This window comes from Aurantimonas sp. C2-5-R2, from assembly GCF_036549495.1.
In the GTDB taxonomy this organism is placed as follows: Bacteria; Pseudomonadota; Alphaproteobacteria; order Rhizobiales; family Rhizobiaceae; genus Aurantimonas; species Aurantimonas coralicida_A.
In genome coordinates this window covers 63,575-79,187 of record NZ_JAZHLJ010000010.1, presented here as the reverse complement: position 1 = coordinate 79,187, position 15,613 = coordinate 63,575, and the positions used below count along the sequence as shown (strand labels likewise).

The window sequence follows — 15,613 nt, the reverse complement described above, 5'->3', positions numbered from 1 at the left end:
GGTCATCCTTTCGTATGAGACGGGCGCATTTGCGCGCTTCCGCCGATAGAATAACGTGTTAAGGCTCGCTCACAAGGGAGAAGCCATGTCTGCAAAGAGTAAACGGGTCCTGATCTGCAATTGCGAGAAGTCCATGAAAATGGATGGGAAAGCCATTGCGCGCGCGTTTGGCGAGACGGAACTGACCGTTCATACCAATCTTTGTCGCAGCCAGATCGGCGTTTTCGAAGGCGCACTGGAGTCCGGCGACGAAATTGTCGTCGCGTGTACACAGGAAAGCCCGCTCTTTGCCGAAGTCGCGGAAGAGGGAGGACGCGAGGTCGCGGCCTTCGTCAATATTCGCGAGACCGCCGGCTGGACGACGGACAAGACGACGACAGCGCCGAAGATGGCCGCGCTGATCGCCGCTGCCTCCCTGCCGATCAAGCCGGCCCGTCTGCGCACCATCGCCAGCGACGGGTTGTGCCTCGTCATGGGCGAGGGGCAGGCGGCCTTCGACGCCGCCGCGATGCTCAATCGGTCCCTTTCGGTCACGCTGCTCCTGACCGGAGCCGACGATATTCTGCTGCCGGCCGTTCTCGATTTTCCCGTGTTCCGCGGCAAGGTCTCCATGGCGCATGGCTCGCTCGGCGCGTTCGACGTCGTCGTCGATGGCTATGCGGCGATGCTGCCCTCTTCGCGCGGCGAGCCGCAGTTCGGCCTCGCCCGCGATGGCGCCAAATCAAATTGCAGCGTCCTGTTCGACATGACCGGCGACGCCGCCCTGTTTCCGCGGCCGACGGGTCGCGACGGCTACTTCCGAGCTGAGCCGCGTGATCCGGCCGCCGTCATGCGCGCCGTTTTCGAGGCGAGCGCCTATGAGGGCGAGTTCGAAAAGCCGATCTATGTCTCCTACGACGCCTCGATCTGCGCCCATGAGCGGTCGAAAAAGACCGGCTGCACGAAATGCATCGACAATTGTCCGCCGAGCGCGATCACGCCGGCGGGCGACGAGGTCCTGATCGACGCCGATATCTGCGGTGGTTGCGGCAATTGCGCCGCCCATTGCCCGACGGGCGCCGTCTCCTACGATTATCCGGCGCGCACCCAACTGGTCGAGCGCGTCCAGACGCTGGCGCAGACCTATCTCGCCGCAGGTGGAAAATCGCCGGTCCTCTTGGTTCACGATCGCGGACATGGCGCGTCGCTGATCAATGCCATGGCGCGGCTCGGCCGCGGCCTGCCGGCCAACGTCATTCCGCTCGAACTGCACTCGGCTACCGGCGTCGGACATGATCTGATGGCCTCGGCGCTGGCCACCGGGTTCCGCTCTCTGGTGGTGCTGGTCGATCCGCGTAAGGCGGGCGAGTTGGATGCGCTGAACGAGGAAATCACTCTTATCGACGCATTGACCGGCGGGATGGCGCTCGGAGACGGTCGCGTCCTGGTCCTCGACGCAGGCGATCCCGATCTCGTGGAATCGGCTCTGTACGACCTGCAACCCGCAGCGGAAATCGCGCGTACGGCTTTTGCGCCGGTGGGCGGCAAGCGGGAGGTGGCACGGGCCGCCATCGCGATCCTCGCCAAGGCGGGGCATGCGGAGTCCGACCTCATCCAGCTGCCCGAATCCGCCCCCTATGGCGCGATCAACGTCGACCAGGAACGCTGCACGCTGTGCATGGCCTGCGTCTCGGCCTGTCCCGCCGACGCGCTGCGCGACAATCCTGACAAGCCGCAATTGCGGTTTGTCGAATCGGCCTGCGTCCAGTGCGGCATCTGCGCGGCCACCTGCCCGGAGACGGCGATTTCGTTGGAGCCGCGCTATAATTTCGCGCCGACCGTCATGCAGCCAGTGACGTTGAACGAGGACGAGCCGGCCGAATGCATCCGCTGCGGCACACCATTCGCGGCGCGCGGCATGCTTGACAAGGTCAAGGAGAAACTCGGCGGCAAGCACTGGATGTTCCAGAGCGAGGAGCGTGTCGCGCTGTTGCAGATGTGCGAAAGCTGTCGGCTCGAAGCCCTGGCCGCCGACGGTGGCGATCCCTTCGCGATCGCCCACCGGTCCCGAATTCGCACCACCGACGATTATCTCGAGGCCGGCAAGCGCGGACTGTCGATCGACGATTTCTTCAGCGAGGACTGATATCAACCGCAGGTTGGTGCGCCTCGGGATTCCTCAGTTGCGGTCGTAGCAGAGCGAGCGCGCCTGCGAGCGGGACTGCTCGGCGGCGTCCGCGCTGATCATACCTTGCTCGACCATCGCGTCGATATCGGCGCTCCGTTTGTCGATACAGGCGGCTACCTCGTCGGAGACGGTCAGTTTCTGAAGTCGCTCGGCCCGTTCTCCGACGGTCGACACCCATCCCTCGGTGTTCAGCCAGAGGAAATAGGCACCGATTGCGAGCAGGACCGCGAGCAGCAACGCCACGAGCCGCATCCACGGGGTATTCACGATCTTTGTCGATGAGGTCGTCATATCGTTTCCTTGCTCACTGTATGCCCGGTGTCAGGGGAAGGTTCGTCAACAGGTTTTGCGGTTTCAGTCGAATGAGATTATCGCCCGACGCCGCGAGGCCCAGATAAGCCGGCTTGCCCCGCATCGTCTCGATCAGGCGGTCGGATTCCAGGAACTCCATGCGATACAGCGCGGCGATGCGGTTGAGGCGGTTCTCGTCGACCGGTTCCCCCTCGTAGAGCCCGTTCAGTATCAGCGTTGCTTCCGCGTCGAGGCCGATATGCCAGGTCCAGCGCTCGTCGCTGATCGCCTGCATGGCCTGCACGCGCACCGGCAGCCGCATGAAATGACCGACCCATCGTTCGATGACGCGCGCCAGCGCGTCCTGTCCCGGTTGGGTAAAGCGGAAGTCGAGCGCGAAGTTGAACTGATCGGCACGCTCCCAATAGGCGGCCGCATTGTCCTCGGTCATCACGTCGAGTGAGACCTCGCGCATCGGCGTTCCGGCCTCGGCCAGCAAGGCTCCAAGGCCACCAAACCCCCCGGACTCCGAATACATCTCGACCACTTCCGCGTCCGCGAGCATGAGTTGCCCATCGCTCGTCGTCGCTTTCTGGTCGCGGAAGAACAATTCGGCGGCGCGCAGCACGAAGGGATCGCGCTCATCCGCCAACAGGCCGGACAATACGAGATGAACCATCTGTTCGATGAAGACCGGCGGCACTTGCGGTGCGCCCGGCTGAAACAGCGCCAGATAACCCGCTTCGATCGAGCCATGCTTCAACAAGTGATCGCGATATCCAAGCACCAGGCGATAATTGTCGGCGGCGTCGGTATCGGCGATCGCGGCGAGCTCCGCGTCGAGGATCGGCGCGGTCGGGCTCTCCATCAGCTTTTCGAACAGGCGGTGTTCGTTCTCGCAGCTCTCCTCGATCGGATGGATTTCCGGGCGCGTATAATAGGCGCGCAGGAAGTCCGGAGTCACGGCCAGCCAGCCGCTTTCGAGCCGGTGCGTCAAATGCAGCCCGGCGGATTTCCAGATAATCCGCTGCTCGTTATGGGCATGAGCAGGTTGAGCGTCCATCACGCGCCGACTCCCAACGCTGTGCAAAGAGGGACCAGCACCGTCTGCCCTTCCGCCTGAACAAGCAGGCCGCCCTCTTCATCGAGGCCGACCATCTTGCCAGAGCGATTACCGCCGTCGACGGCCACGTCGATCTGCTGATCCAGATCGTTGGCGCGCGACAACCACGACTGGTGCGCGGTGCGAAATCCATCATGCGTCCACCCGTCGATCCATGACAGGAAGTGCCGCGCCACGGCCTCGATGATGCTGGTTCGGTCCAATTCGCCGCAACCTTCCTCGTAAAGCGCGGTCACATTCGGGTCGAGGCCGGGTTCGCCGCGCGAATTGGCCGACGTGTCGAGCGCCAGCTCGAAACCGACAACGATTTGGTCCGGAATATCGGCAGCGGCAGCGTTGTCCGGAGCGCGGAACGCGACCTTGCCGACGATCCCGCCATTGGCCAGAATCGTGCCGGGCCAGCGGAAGGTCAATGCCAGATTGGGCGGGCCGATGGCGCCCACCGCGTCGCCGAGCGCAACCATCATGACGGGGACCATCTGCGCCGCAACGACGAGAGGCGTCTCCGGTTCGAGAATGAACGCAGCCGCGGCGCGGCGTCGATCCTCGCTCCAGACGACATCTCCAGCTCCATACGAACCGGACGCTGCACCCTCCACCGCGACGGCGAAGGGATCCGCGTCCGCAGCGACCGCGTGACCGGCGAAGACAGGCGGAAATTCCGGATCGGCCAGTTGCTGGACCTCAGGCGCTGCGGTCATCACGGGAGTTGGATTTCGCCCTCGACCACATGATTGAGCGGCGCGCCCTCGGCGGTCAGGACGATCTTGACCTTTAGGGAGCCCGAGCCCGCCTTTCCCGTGCGCACCAGATCCTCGATTTCGTGCTGCGAGGTCACCCCGACCTGTTTCAGGAATTTTCTCAGCGACATGTTGAAGGCTTCTTCGCTCATCGGTTTTTTCCCTTTTCGCTTTTGTCGTGGACGAGGATGTCCAACAATTCACCGGCCCGTTCAATCGAAAAGGTGAGCGTTTCTTGCCCGGCGTCGAGGACGAGCGCGGTGAGATAGTCGGGTTGGCCCCGCACCGGCAGATCGCCGATGGCTCGGATTCGGTCTCCCGCAGTGATTCCGGCCCGATCTTCCGGCGATCCCGGTGCCACGCGCACGACTTCGGCGCCGGGTTCTCCGGTCTCGCCGGGCGCGGGAAGCGGGCGCAGGATGACGCCCGCCGCGCGCCGGTCGATACGGCCATCTTCGGCGTCATCCAGCACCGCTTCGAGCAACCGCGCGGAGGCGACGAAATTCACGCCGAGATTGCCGTCGGACGACTTGGTGAAAATCGCGCTGGCCATACCGGCGACGTTGCCGTCCGCGGTGATGAGCGGCGCTCCAGACATGCCAGGATTGATCGCCGCGTCGGTCTGGATGAAATCTTCGATACGGTTGAAGCCGACGCCACGTCGCTCGGTCGCCGAAATCACGCCGCAGGCAAGGCTGATCCCGAGGCCGAATGCGTTTCCGAGGACGCAAGCATCGGCGCCTGTCCGCGCGTCGGCGGAGAAGGCCAGGGGCGGAAGGGCATCGCTGACATGCAACAAGGCGATATCGGTATCGGCGTCACGCAGAGCGATGTCCGCGCTCCGGACGGCTCCCGAGGACAGCCGCAACCGCACCGCATTGGCACGTCCGAGCACGTGGTCCGCCGTCACGATGGTGCGGCCGTCGCGGATCGCGAACCCGGTGCCCTCGGGCTCTTCCTGGTTGATCTCGTGCGTCGGCAACACCGGAAGGACGGCGACCACGGATTGCGTCGCGACGGTTGCGATGGCCGTGCGCCAATTGCCGGCTTCAAGAGCGTCCGCCGTGCCCGCGCCAGCCGCAAACCCCGCTAAAGCCAGCGCAAGGAGAGCTGCGAGGCCGCGGGAAATCGCCATTACAGCCGGACGTTCTCCGTCGAATAGGCCTGGCTCGCCGGGGTTTCAAGCTGGGAATCGAAGAGATAGCCAGCGCCGATCGCCACGACCAGCAGGATTACGATGCTCAACAGAAAGGCTCTCATCGTCAGTTCGACTCCGTCAGTTCGTGTTCTGCCGTTCGCCCGGCAGCGGCGTTGTTTCGTCCGCCGCTGTGGCTTGCAGCAAGTAGTTGATCAGTGCGTCCCGCCGTTCGACGCTCTTGAGCCGCTGGACCGGCATTTTGGTCCCCGGCGTTACGATATCCGGTCCATCGTCGAATAGCCGCGAAACCGTCTCCGGAGTCCAGACAATATCCGATTCTACCAAGGCCTGAGAATATTTGTAGCCCGGTACCGTCCCGGCCACCCTGCCGAACAGGCCGTAGAGCGTCGGTCCGGCGCGATTGGCGTCATCCGACGTCAGCGTGTGACAGACCGAGCATTTGCGCAAGAACTCGATTTCGCCCGGGCCGGCCCGGTTAACGGTTTGAAACCGGCGCGGATAGACCGACTGGATGGGCTCGCGAGGATGGCGCGGCGCGACCTGCCAACGGATCGCAAAATCGTCCAGCCCGCTGCGATAGAGTTGCGTGCCTTCGGGCGTGAACGAGAGCCCCCATACGGGGCCGTAGATATCCCCGTACTCCTCCACGAGGTTTCCCGAATCCACATCGAAGACGCGGATATGCCCTTTGGCGCTGCCGGTGGCGAACCACCCCGCGCGCGGCGACGAAGCGATCGACAGGATCGGGTGCTCGTTCGATGCCAGTTCGGCGACTTCGCCGGTTGGAAGATCGATGACGCCGGTGACGCCGTTCAGCGTGCCGAAGGCCAGCAGCGAACCGCCGGGCAGGGCGGTCAACACGTTGACGCCCCAGCCATGGGCGTAAAGCAGGCGCGAGGGGCCGGCGATCAGCCCGTCGTCGAGCGGCCACTCGCGAACCGTGCCGTCGTAACCGGCGGTGAAGAGCTGCCGGCCGTCCAACGAAAAGGCAACGGCATTTACATTGCCGCGATGGCCCTCGGCACGGGCGATTTCACGCCCGGCGGCGATATCGAAGATCCGCGCCGTGCCGTCCCAGCGGGCTGCGGCCGCGAACCGCCCGTCGAGACTCACTGCGACGTCCTGGACCTTGTCCTTGGTATCCTCGATCAGGGTTTCGAGACGGTTTTCCCGCAGATCCCAGATCGCGAACGCGCCGTCATCGGAGACGGAAACAGCCTTTTCGGTGCCGGGGACGAAGGCGACGTCATTGACGGCGGCGTTGTGTCCGACCAGCCGCGCGACGATCGTGCCCTCCGGGCCCTGCATTCGCCAACGAATGATCGAATAGTCGAAGGATGCGGTCAGCGCCTCGGAGCCATCATCGGACAGGGCGATCGCCATGACGGGGCCGCCATGGCCGACGAGCTTCTCAGGCCATTCCTGCTCGCTCGAAGCGGACTGCGCCGGCGCAAAGAAGGTGAGGAGCGCTGCCAATGTCACCCGCCGGAGCGTCCGGTCCATCGCGCCTGCTTTCCGATTGTTATTCCGCGGGCTCGGGATTGGCCGCGGCCGGGGGCATGGCGTCCTTCTCGCGGAGCTCATCGACCCAAAGCGAGTGGTGTTCTCTGGCCCAGTTCAGGTCGACCTTGCCACTGCCGACAGCACCGAAAGCCCCCTCCATGCCGATGCTGCCGATATAGATGTGACCAAAGATCACGCAGATCATGAAGACGGCCATGACGACGTGCCAGACGGTGTTGAACTGTTGCTCCAGAATTGCCGAATAAGGTGGCTGCGGTAGTCCCAACAGCGCCGGTATATCAAGGCCGATCGAGGCGAGGCCGGTGAAAGTGTCGCCGAAGAAACTGTGCTCGAACGGAAACAGCAAGGCCCAGCCCGAGACGGCGAGCGAAAGCCCGCCCAGCATGACCAGCCAAAAGATAATCTTCTGTCCCGCGTTGAATTTCTTTGCTGGCGGATGGACGCCTTCGGAGAACAAGCCGCCGGCATGGGCGAGCCACACCAGATCGTGCCGGCTCGGCAGATTGTGCGCGATCCACGTGACGAATGCGATCGCCAGACCAAGCATGAAGGCGAAGGCGACGTAGTTGTGGGACAGCTTCAGGAATTCGGAGATCGGCCCGAACGCCTCCTTGCCGATCAGCGGAATGATGACGCTTCGCCCGAACGAGACGTTGAGGCCGCTGATCGCCAGGATGATGAACGACAGCGCCATCAGCCAATGGCCGGTGCGCTCGACGGTCGAGAAACGCTTGATCTTGACGCCAGACAGGCCGTGTTCGACGCGGATGCGGCCACGAATGGCGAAGAACAGCGCCAGCAGGATCAGCGTGGCGATCATGGCGAGGCCGAGATAGTCGAACATCGGTCCGTTGCGCAGCAAGCGCCAGGACTCGCCTTCAGACTGGACCAGCACCCCGGCCTTCTTGTCCGGGATCGAGACGTTGCCCGACACGCCTTGGCGGACAGCCCGCCAGATTTCCGCATCCGAGGTCGTGCCCAGGGCGTCTCCGGGCACCGCGCCGCCGGTCGGCGACCCGGTCGCGGAGATCGCGCTCTCAGGCGGTCTGACCGAACTTTGCGCGGTTCCTGCACTGGTTGCCGCCAATGTCATGAATAATGCCGCGGCAATGACGGGTGCGATCGCCGTCAGCAAACGCATCGACACAAGCCGGGTCAAGCGAGCGCGGAGCATCCTCAAGCTGGGCATTTGCTGTTCTCCTGAGCGGATCGAAAACACCGAACCCAGCATAGACTGCCGGGCAAGACGGCAAACACCGCGCCTTACTGTTCGGACAAAACGGCGGGCAGCCGGAGCCGCCCGCCGGTAACAGACGATGGCTGGCTCAGCCGCCGGTCTTCTGACCGTAGGCGGTGCCCCAACCCCAAGCCCCGGCGCCGAAGCCCCGGGCAACGACACGCTCGCGGTAGATCGCCGAAACGGTGTCACCGTCGCCGGCCAAAAGCGCCTTGGTCGAGCACATTTCCGCGCAGAGCGGAAGCTTGCCCTCGGCGAGGCGGTTGCGGCCATATTTCTGGAACTCGACCGCCGAATTGTCTTCCTCGGGGCCGCCAGCGCAGAAGGTGCACTTGTCCATCTTGCCACGCGAACCAAAATTCGACGCCTGTGGATATTGCGGCGCGCCGAACGGGCAGGCGTAGAAGCAGTATCCGCAGCCGATGCACAGATCCTTGGAGTGCAGCACTACGCCGTCGTCTGTCGTGTAGAAGCAGTCGACCGGGCACACCGCCGCGCACGGCGCGTCCGAACAATGCATGCAGGCGACCGAGATCGAGCGCTCGCCGGGCTTGCCGTCATTGATGGTAACGACACGCCGGCGGTTGACCCCCCACGGCACTTCATTCTCGTTCTTGCATGCTGTCACGCAGGCATTGCACTCGATGCAGCGCTCGGCGTCGCAAAGGAATTTCATTCTAGCCATTGTCTTATTCCTCCCTTTACGCCCGTTCGATCCGACACAGGGTCGTCTTGGTTTCCTGCATCTGGGTCACCGAGTCGTAGCCGTAGGTCTGCGCGGTATTGCAGGCCTCGCCGAGAACGTAGGGATCCGCCCCTTCCGGATATTTCGAGCGAAGATCGACACCCTGGAAATAGCCGCCGAAGTGGAACGGCGTGAAGACGACGCCTTTGCCGACACGTTCGGTGATCATCGCCATAATGCGAATCTTGCCGCCTTCCGGACTGTGCAGCCAGACCGTGTCGCGATCCCGAAGGCCCAAATCGTTGGCGTCCGACGGATTGATCTCCACGAACATGTCCTGCTGCAGTTCGGCCAACCAAGGGTTCGACCGCGACTCGTCGCCGCCGCCCTCATACTCGACCAGCCGGCCCGACGTCATGATCATCGGGAAGTCCTTGGAGAAGTCATTCTTCTGGATCGACGCATAGGCCGTCGGCACGCGCCAGAAGGTCTTGTCCTCATAGGTCGGATAGTCGGTGACCAGGTCGCGGCGCGGCGTATAGAGCGGCTCGCGATGGATGGGGACGGGGTCGGGGAACGTCCACACGACCGCCCGCGCCTTGGCATTGCCGTAAGGCGTGCAACCGTGTGCGATGGCGACCCGCTGGATGCCGCCGGAGAGGTCCGTTTTCCAGTTCACGCCGCCGATCTTCTTCTCGTAGTCGGACGGGAGTTCGCCTTGATCGGAAGTTTCTCCGACCTCCTGACCCGCTGTCGGACGCTGGTCGGCGAAACCGGCGACATAGTCGATATACTTGCGCTCGTACGGCGTCAGGTCCTTGTCCCAGCCGAGTTCTTTCAGCATCGCCATGGTGAACTCGGGATAGCCGTCCTCGATCTCCGAGCCGACCGGCCACGAGCCTTCGGCCAGTAGATTGTCGCCGTTGCGCTCGACGCCAAAGCGGGCACGGAAACCCATGCCGCCCTGGGCCACCGGGATCGACGTGTCGTAGAGATTGGCTGAGCCGCTGTGCTTCATCTCCGGCGTTCCCCAGCACGGCCAGGGCATGCCGTAGAACTCGCCGTCATGCGGGCCGCCAACGGCGCGCAGGGTGGTCTTGTCGAAGGTCTGCTGGTTTTCCATGTGCGACTTCATCCGCTCCGGCGACTGACCGGTGTAGCCGATGGTCCACATGCCGCGGTTGAACTCGCGGGTGATGTCCTCGACGAGGGGTTCCCCGTCCTTGACCTCGATGTTGCGGAACATGCGATCGGCGAAGCCGAATTTTTCCGCGAACTTGTACATGATCGTGTGGTCGGGCAGGCACTCGAACAGTGGCTCGACCACCTTTTCGCGCCATTGCAGCGAGCGGTTCGACGCGGTGACCGAACCGACGGTCTCGAACTGCGTGGCCGCCGGCAGCAGATAGACGCCGTCGGTGCGATCCTGCAGAACCGCCGTCATGGTCGGATAGGGATCGATCACGACCAGAAGGTCGAGCATGCCCATCGCCTTCTGCATCTCCGGCAAGCGGGTCTGCGAGTTCGGGGCATGGCCCCAGAACACCATCACCCTGGTGTTGTCCGGCTGCTGCAGGTTTTCCTTGGCTTCCAGAACGCCGTCGATCCAACGGGACACGGGAATACCGGTCTCGTTCATCATCATGCGGTCCTTGCCGTCGGCACCTGCGCCCGGCATCACCGCGAACCGACCCTTTAGCCAGTCCAGTTCCTCTTCCCAGACGCGCGCCCAGTGGGCCCACGAACCATCGCTGAGCCCGTAATAGCCGGGCAGCGTGTCGGCGAGCACGCCCAGATCGGTCGCGCCCTGCACATTGTCATGGCCGCGGAAGATGTTGGTACCGCCGCCGGCCGTGCCCATGTTGCCAAGGGCCAGCTGCAGGATGCAGTAGGCGCGGGTGTTGTTGTTGCCGTTGCTGTGCTGGGTGCCGCCCATGCACCAGATCAGCGTGGCGGGACGGTTTTCCGCCATCGTGCGGGCGACGCGGTTCAGCTGCGAACCTGGCACGCCCGTGACCCTCTCGACTTCCTCCGGCGTCCATTTCGCCACTTCGGCGCGGATCTGGTCCATGCCCCAGACGCGGCTCTGGATGAACTGCTTGTCCTCCCAGCCGTTCTCGAAGATGTGGTAGAGGACGCCCCAGATCAGCGCCACGTCGGTGCCCGGCCGGAAGCGGACATATTCGTCGGCATGCGCCGCGGTGCGCGTAAAGCGCGGATCGAGCACGATCAGCGGGGCGTTGTTTTCTTCCTTGGCCTTCAACAGATGCAGCAGCGAAACCGGATGGGCTTCCGCCGGATTGCCGCCGATCAGGAAGATCGCCTTGGAATTGTGGATGTCGTTGTAGGAGTTGGTCATCGCGCCATAGCCCCAGGTGTTGGCAACACCCGCGACAGTGGTGGAATGACAGATACGCGCCTGGTGATCGATGTTGTTCGACCCCCAATAGGCGGCGAATTTGCGGATCAGATAGGCCTGCTCGTTGGAATGCTTGGCCGAACCCAGCCAATAAACGGAATCGGGCCCGCTGGATTCGCGAACCTCGAGCATCTTGTCGCCGATTTCATTGATGGCCTCGTCCCAACTGACGCGCTGCCATTTTCCGCCGACGAGCTTCATCGGATATTTCAGCCGGCGTTCGCCATGAGCGTGTTCGCGCACCGAAGCGCCCTTGGCGCAATGCGCGCCGAGGTTGAACGGGGAATCGAAGCCCGGCTCCTGGCCGATCCAGACGCCGTTGGAAACCTCCGCGATGACCGTGCAGCCGACAGAGCAATGGGTGCAGATCGATTTCTTGATCTCGATGTTGCCGTTAGCCGCGTCTGTCGCGGCTTCCGCCCGGCGCACCATCCCGCCGGATAGCGACGAAATCGCGGCCGCGCCGCCGATGGCGAGCCCGGATCGTTTCAGAAACGTGCGGCGATCGACCGCTCGGTTTCCGAATTCCGACAGCGCAGATGACACCCGGGGACTTCTCGCAGTCCCTACAGCCTTCTTCCTGAGCATGGTTGTCTCCGTTTCCTCCGTCGCAGTCGCCTGCAAACTGGCCTGTTAGTGGTTCGCGTCAGAAACGCGCGGTCTGATAGAACGTCTTTACATGATCGGTTTCCCGGTAGCCGGGCGCCGCGGATTTTGCATCCGCGACCTCGGCATCGGCCTGCCCGCCCGTCACGAGGGCCGCGCCGGTCGCGACGGTCCCCAAGCCGGCGAATTTCAGGAAAGCGCGGCGATCTGTCCTGGCGTCTTTGCCCTTGGCGCTCATGAGTATCTCCTCTGTTCGCGAGACCCGTTTCCAATATTCCCAAAAACCGTTGCGAGCCTCACCCACCCGGTCAGTCGGCATAACGTCGTCGATTACATGTCGAAGCCGGCTTCCTCGACCTCCAGGAAGTGCCTGCCGATCGCGCCGACCGGCCGGAACAATCGCGCCGATGGCGCCTTTTCCAGATCGGCGAAAAAATGTCCGGCCCAAGAGCCGATATGCTTCTTGAAGAAAGCTTTTTGCGTTTCTAGCGGCTGGCGCTGACCGAACGATCCGTCGATGAGGCCGGCCATCATGTCCATCAAGGCGCCGATGTGATCCTCGGGCTCCTTGGCGCCGGTCGAGCGCGCAATGCCGAGCGGCGCCATATCGTCGCGGAGGCGGGCCAGGGGCTTCTCGTTCAAAAAGCCTGTCAGATAGTAGGAGGCGAAGGGCACCAACTCGCCCCGGCCGACGCCGATAAATAGATCGTGATATTCTTCGCGCGCAGCATCCTCGGATAGCGCCTGCGCCGCCATGGACAGATCGCCAATCGCGGCGCCCAAGTCCGTGTCGTCGCCCGACAGGGCGCCCAGCATATCAAGCAACTTGCGATCGGCCGGCAATGCCAAGAGGCGAGCCATCAAACGGTAGAGATTGACGCGCAATTGTTCCGGTTCTGGCAGTCCGTGCGAAATGGCGACGTTTTCCTGTGGCAACCGGATTCTCCCTAGCGCAACTAAACCAGCAAATCCGGGATTCGGCAACGCGATTTGCATAAGACTAAAGACGTATAAGCGCCGTTTCCGGGCCGGTGATTCGGCTTTTTTCTGCGCCAGCCCGCGGCTTCCCACACGACCGGTTTACAGCGCGTTAGCGGTGGCTGGTAACGCGCAGCGCCGTACAAGAGAGGCGGCTTTCGACGGCGCGTGGCTTGGTACGGGTGGACTTACGGCGTTGTCCTTGACATAAGTCCTGCGAAATATCCGAATATCCGTGTTGAAATGTAAAAAATGCAGGATTTTGCAGAAAGCTTTAGCCATGCGGCGAGCTTGATCGTCGGGGGCGATCGAGAGCTTTGGGCGATCGTTCTTCTGTCATTGCGGGTCTCGCTGAGCGCTGTCGCCCTTGCCGCGCTGTTCGGCATGCCCCTCGGCGCCGCGCTGGCAGTCGGCCGATTTCCGGGCAAGCGCGCCGCCGTGATCGTGATCAATTCGCTCATGGGCTTGCCGCCGGTGGTGGTCGGTCTGGTGATCTATCTGATGTTGTCGAACGCCGGCCCGCTGGGCGTGCTGCAACTGTTGTATACGCCGACGGCTATGATCATCGCGCAGTTCGTGCTGGTGACGCCGATCATCGCGGCATTGACGCGTCAGGCCGTTGAAGACCTGCATGCGGAATATGCCGAACAGCTGTGTTCGCTGGGAGTTTCGCGCGCTGCCTCCATCCCGACGCTGCTTTGGGACGGACGAGCCAGCCTGATGACCGCCTTCCTCGCCGGCTTTGGGCGGGCGATCGCGGAAGTCGGCGCCGTCATCATCGTCGGCGGCAATATCAATCATGTTACCCGGGTCATGACGACGACGATCGCCCTTGAGACATCGAAGGGCAATTTGGCGCTGGCCCTGGCGCTCGGGGCCATTCTGATCCTCCTCGCAGTCGCGGTGAACGCGTCGGTTGCCCTGCTCGACAGCACGACGAAGGGAGCGGCCTATGCCAATCGCTTCAATGCCTGATCGGGCGATCCCGCATGCACGCGATGGCGGGCTGGACACGCCGTTGCGCTCCCTGGACGAGGCCTCGGCGTCGGTCCTGCCGATCCATGCCGAGGGGCTGGTGCTCAGCGCATCCGGAAAGCGTCTCGTCGATATCGATGCTCTGACCCTGTCGGGTCGCGGGCCGACCATGGTCATGGGACCGAACGGCGCCGGCAAGAGCCTGCTCCTCAGATTGCTCCACGGGCTGATTGATCCGGAGGAAGGGCAGGTGCTGTATGGCGGTCAGCCGATGTGCGCGCGCATACGCCGCCGTCAGGCGATGGTATTCCAGCGGCCTGTCGTCCTGCGTCGCTCGGTCGCCGCCAATATCAGTTTCGCGCTCCAGGCGCACGGTGTTTGCCGCCGCGAGCGGGCGAACCGCATTCGCTCGCTGCTCGAGATCGGAGATCTCGCGGGCAAGGCCCGGCAGCCGGCTCGAACCCTCTCCGGTGGCGAGCAGCAGAGGCTGGCGCTGCTACGCGCCATCTCGACCGAGCCCGACATCCTGTTTCTCGACGAACCGACGTCGAGCCTCGATCCGACGGCGACGCACCGGATCGAGGCCCTGATCCTCCAGGCGGTGGAGCGGGGTGTGAAGGTCGTCATGGTCACGCACGATATCGGCCAGGCCCGCCGGCTCGGCGCCGAAATCGTCTTCCTGCACCAAGGGCGGGTCGTTGAGCAGGCGTCGGCGGCCGCGTTTTTCAAGCAACCGAGCACCCAGCCGGCGCGGGCGTTTCTCGCCGGCGCACTTCTGTTTTGAACCAAGACAACAACCAGCAAGGACACAGACCACATGTTGAAACGCATCTATATTTCCCTCGCCATCGCGTTGGCCGCACTGATCGCCACCGGGCCGGGTTCGGCGCTAGCGCAGGACAAGTTCATCGTCGTCCAGTCGACGACCTCGACACAGAATTCCGGCTTGCTGGACGCCATTCTTCCTGAATTCTCGAGAGAGTCCGGCATTGAGGTGCGTGTCGTTGCCGTCGGTACGGGGCAGGCGATCAAGAACGCCGAAAACGGCGACGGTGATGTCCTCCTGGTCCACGCCAAACCGGCGGAGGAAAAATTCGTCGCCGAGGGCGGCGGCGTCGAGCGCTTCGACGTGATGTATAACGATTTCGTCATCGTCGGACCGCCGAGCGATCCGGCCGGCGTCAGCGGTATGAACGACGCCGTCGCCGCCATGCGGAAGATCGCCGAAGCCAAGGCGCCGTTTGCCTCTCGCGGCGACGATTCAGGGACCCACAAGGCCGAACAGCGGTTGTGGAAGCAAGCGGGCATCGATGTCGGCGCCGCCTCTGGCGACTGGTACCGAGAGACCGGGTCGGGCATGGGCGCGACGCTGAACACCGGCGTCGGCATGAGCGCCTACATTTTGACGGATCGCGCCACCTGGATCTCGTTCGGCAACAAGGGCGACTTCGCCGTGGCCGTCGAGGGCGACCCGAAGCTGTTCAACCAATACGGCGTCATTCTGGTGAATCCGAAGAAGCATCCGGGCGTCAAGGTCGCCGAGGGACAAGCGTTCATCGACTGGCTGACGGGCGAAAAGGGGCAAGCCGCGATCGCCAACTACAAGGTCGACGGCCAGCAGCTGTTCTTTCCGAACGCCAAGTGACGGCAGACACGGCGACGCCGGGGCGCAAACCTTCGGGTTGATTTGGCGGCCCGCCCATCATCGC

The 15,613-nt window shown here is 63.3% G+C and carries 16 protein-coding genes; 4 read left to right on the top strand and 12 right to left on the bottom strand.

The genetic code is table 11. The features are described 5' to 3' along the window. Window positions 1–85: 85 nt before the first annotated feature. Window positions 86–2,125, top strand: coding sequence for a 4Fe-4S binding protein (locus tag VQ044_RS07215; RefSeq protein WP_327646610.1), 2,040 nt, complete (start codon window positions 86–88; stop codon window positions 2,123–2,125). 33 nt (window positions 2,126–2,158) lie between these two features. Here VQ044_RS07215 and VQ044_RS07210 read toward each other — a convergent pair whose 3' ends face one another. The 12 genes from VQ044_RS07210 to VQ044_RS07155 all read right to left on the bottom strand — a co-directional run bounded on the left by VQ044_RS07210 (window position 2,159) and on the right by VQ044_RS07155 (window position 13,022). Beyond that, window positions 2,159–2,458 (bottom strand): hypothetical protein, encoded by a 300-nt coding sequence (locus VQ044_RS07210; RefSeq protein WP_327646609.1) that lies wholly within the window; start codon window positions 2,456–2,458, stop codon window positions 2,159–2,161. 13 nt (window positions 2,459–2,471) lie between these two features. Beyond that, a complete protein-coding gene (locus tag VQ044_RS07205) occupies window positions 2,472–3,521 on the bottom strand; it encodes a DUF6352 family protein (RefSeq protein ID WP_327646635.1) in 1,050 nt (349 codons plus the stop codon). Next, the gene (locus VQ044_RS07200) at window positions 3,521–4,282 is read right to left on the bottom strand and encodes a biotin/lipoate--protein ligase family protein (protein WP_327646608.1); all 762 of its coding nucleotides are present in this window, start codon (window positions 4,280–4,282) and stop codon (window positions 3,521–3,523) included. Before VQ044_RS07200 ends, VQ044_RS07205 begins: the two co-directional genes overlap by 1 nt. Further along, entirely contained in the window at window positions 4,282–4,473 is a 192-nt protein-coding gene (locus VQ044_RS07195; RefSeq protein WP_327623427.1) for a DUF6494 family protein, read from the bottom strand. The genes VQ044_RS07200 and VQ044_RS07195 overlap by 1 nt, the downstream gene beginning before the upstream one ends. After that, window positions 4,470–5,456, bottom strand: coding sequence for a S1C family serine protease (locus tag VQ044_RS07190; protein ID WP_327623426.1), 987 nt, complete (start codon window positions 5,454–5,456; stop codon window positions 4,470–4,472). The genes VQ044_RS07195 and VQ044_RS07190 overlap by 4 nt, the downstream gene beginning before the upstream one ends. Next, window positions 5,456–5,581 carry a hypothetical protein gene (locus VQ044_RS07185; RefSeq protein ID WP_327623425.1) on the bottom strand — a complete coding sequence of 42 codons (126 nt, stop codon included), beginning with the start codon at window positions 5,579–5,581 and terminating at the stop codon, window positions 5,456–5,458. Before VQ044_RS07185 ends, VQ044_RS07190 begins: the two co-directional genes overlap by 1 nt. A 16-nt stretch (window positions 5,582–5,597) precedes the next feature. After that, window positions 5,598–6,983 (bottom strand): cytochrome C, encoded by a 1,386-nt coding sequence (locus tag VQ044_RS07180; RefSeq protein ID WP_327646607.1) that lies wholly within the window; start codon window positions 6,981–6,983, stop codon window positions 5,598–5,600. A 19-nt stretch (window positions 6,984–7,002) separates the two neighbouring features. Continuing rightward, a complete protein-coding gene (locus tag VQ044_RS07175; RefSeq protein WP_327646606.1) occupies window positions 7,003–8,163 on the bottom strand; it encodes a formate dehydrogenase subunit gamma in 1,161 nt (386 codons plus the stop codon). Window positions 8,164–8,329: 166 nt separating this feature from the next. Continuing rightward, window positions 8,330–8,926, bottom strand: a complete 597-nt coding sequence (fdh3B, locus tag VQ044_RS07170) for a formate dehydrogenase FDH3 subunit beta (RefSeq protein WP_327623422.1) — start codon at window positions 8,924–8,926, stop codon at window positions 8,330–8,332. A 16-nt stretch (window positions 8,927–8,942) separates the two neighbouring features. Further along, window positions 8,943–11,933 (bottom strand): formate dehydrogenase subunit alpha, encoded by a 2,991-nt coding sequence (locus VQ044_RS07165; RefSeq protein ID WP_327646605.1) that lies wholly within the window; start codon window positions 11,931–11,933, stop codon window positions 8,943–8,945. Window positions 11,934–11,991: 58 nt separating this feature from the next. Next, a complete protein-coding gene (locus VQ044_RS07160) occupies window positions 11,992–12,189 on the bottom strand; it encodes a twin-arginine translocation signal domain-containing protein (RefSeq protein ID WP_327646604.1) in 198 nt (65 codons plus the stop codon). Between the two features lie 92 nt (window positions 12,190–12,281). Next, window positions 12,282–13,022, bottom strand: coding sequence for a TorD/DmsD family molecular chaperone (locus VQ044_RS07155; protein WP_327646603.1), 741 nt, complete (start codon window positions 13,020–13,022; stop codon window positions 12,282–12,284). Between the two features lie 159 nt (window positions 13,023–13,181). On the opposite strand from VQ044_RS07155, the gene VQ044_RS07150 reads away from it, so the two are divergent. Genes VQ044_RS07150 through VQ044_RS07140 form a run of 3 tightly spaced genes read left to right on the top strand, consistent with a single transcriptional unit; the run spans window position 13,182 to window position 15,549 of the window. Beyond that, window positions 13,182–13,904, top strand: a complete 723-nt coding sequence (locus tag VQ044_RS07150) for an ABC transporter permease (RefSeq protein ID WP_327646602.1) — start codon at window positions 13,182–13,184, stop codon at window positions 13,902–13,904. Next, complete coding sequence (locus VQ044_RS07145; protein WP_327646601.1) at window positions 13,882–14,688, top strand: ATP-binding cassette domain-containing protein; 807 nt, start codon at window positions 13,882–13,884, stop codon at window positions 14,686–14,688. Before VQ044_RS07150 ends, VQ044_RS07145 begins: the two co-directional genes overlap by 23 nt. A gap of 33 nt (window positions 14,689–14,721) precedes the next feature. Next, window positions 14,722–15,549: an extracellular solute-binding protein gene (locus VQ044_RS07140; RefSeq protein WP_327623416.1), complete on the top strand. Its 828-nt coding sequence runs from the start codon at window positions 14,722–14,724 to the stop codon at window positions 15,547–15,549. The last annotated feature ends 64 nt before the right edge of the window (window positions 15,550–15,613 follow it).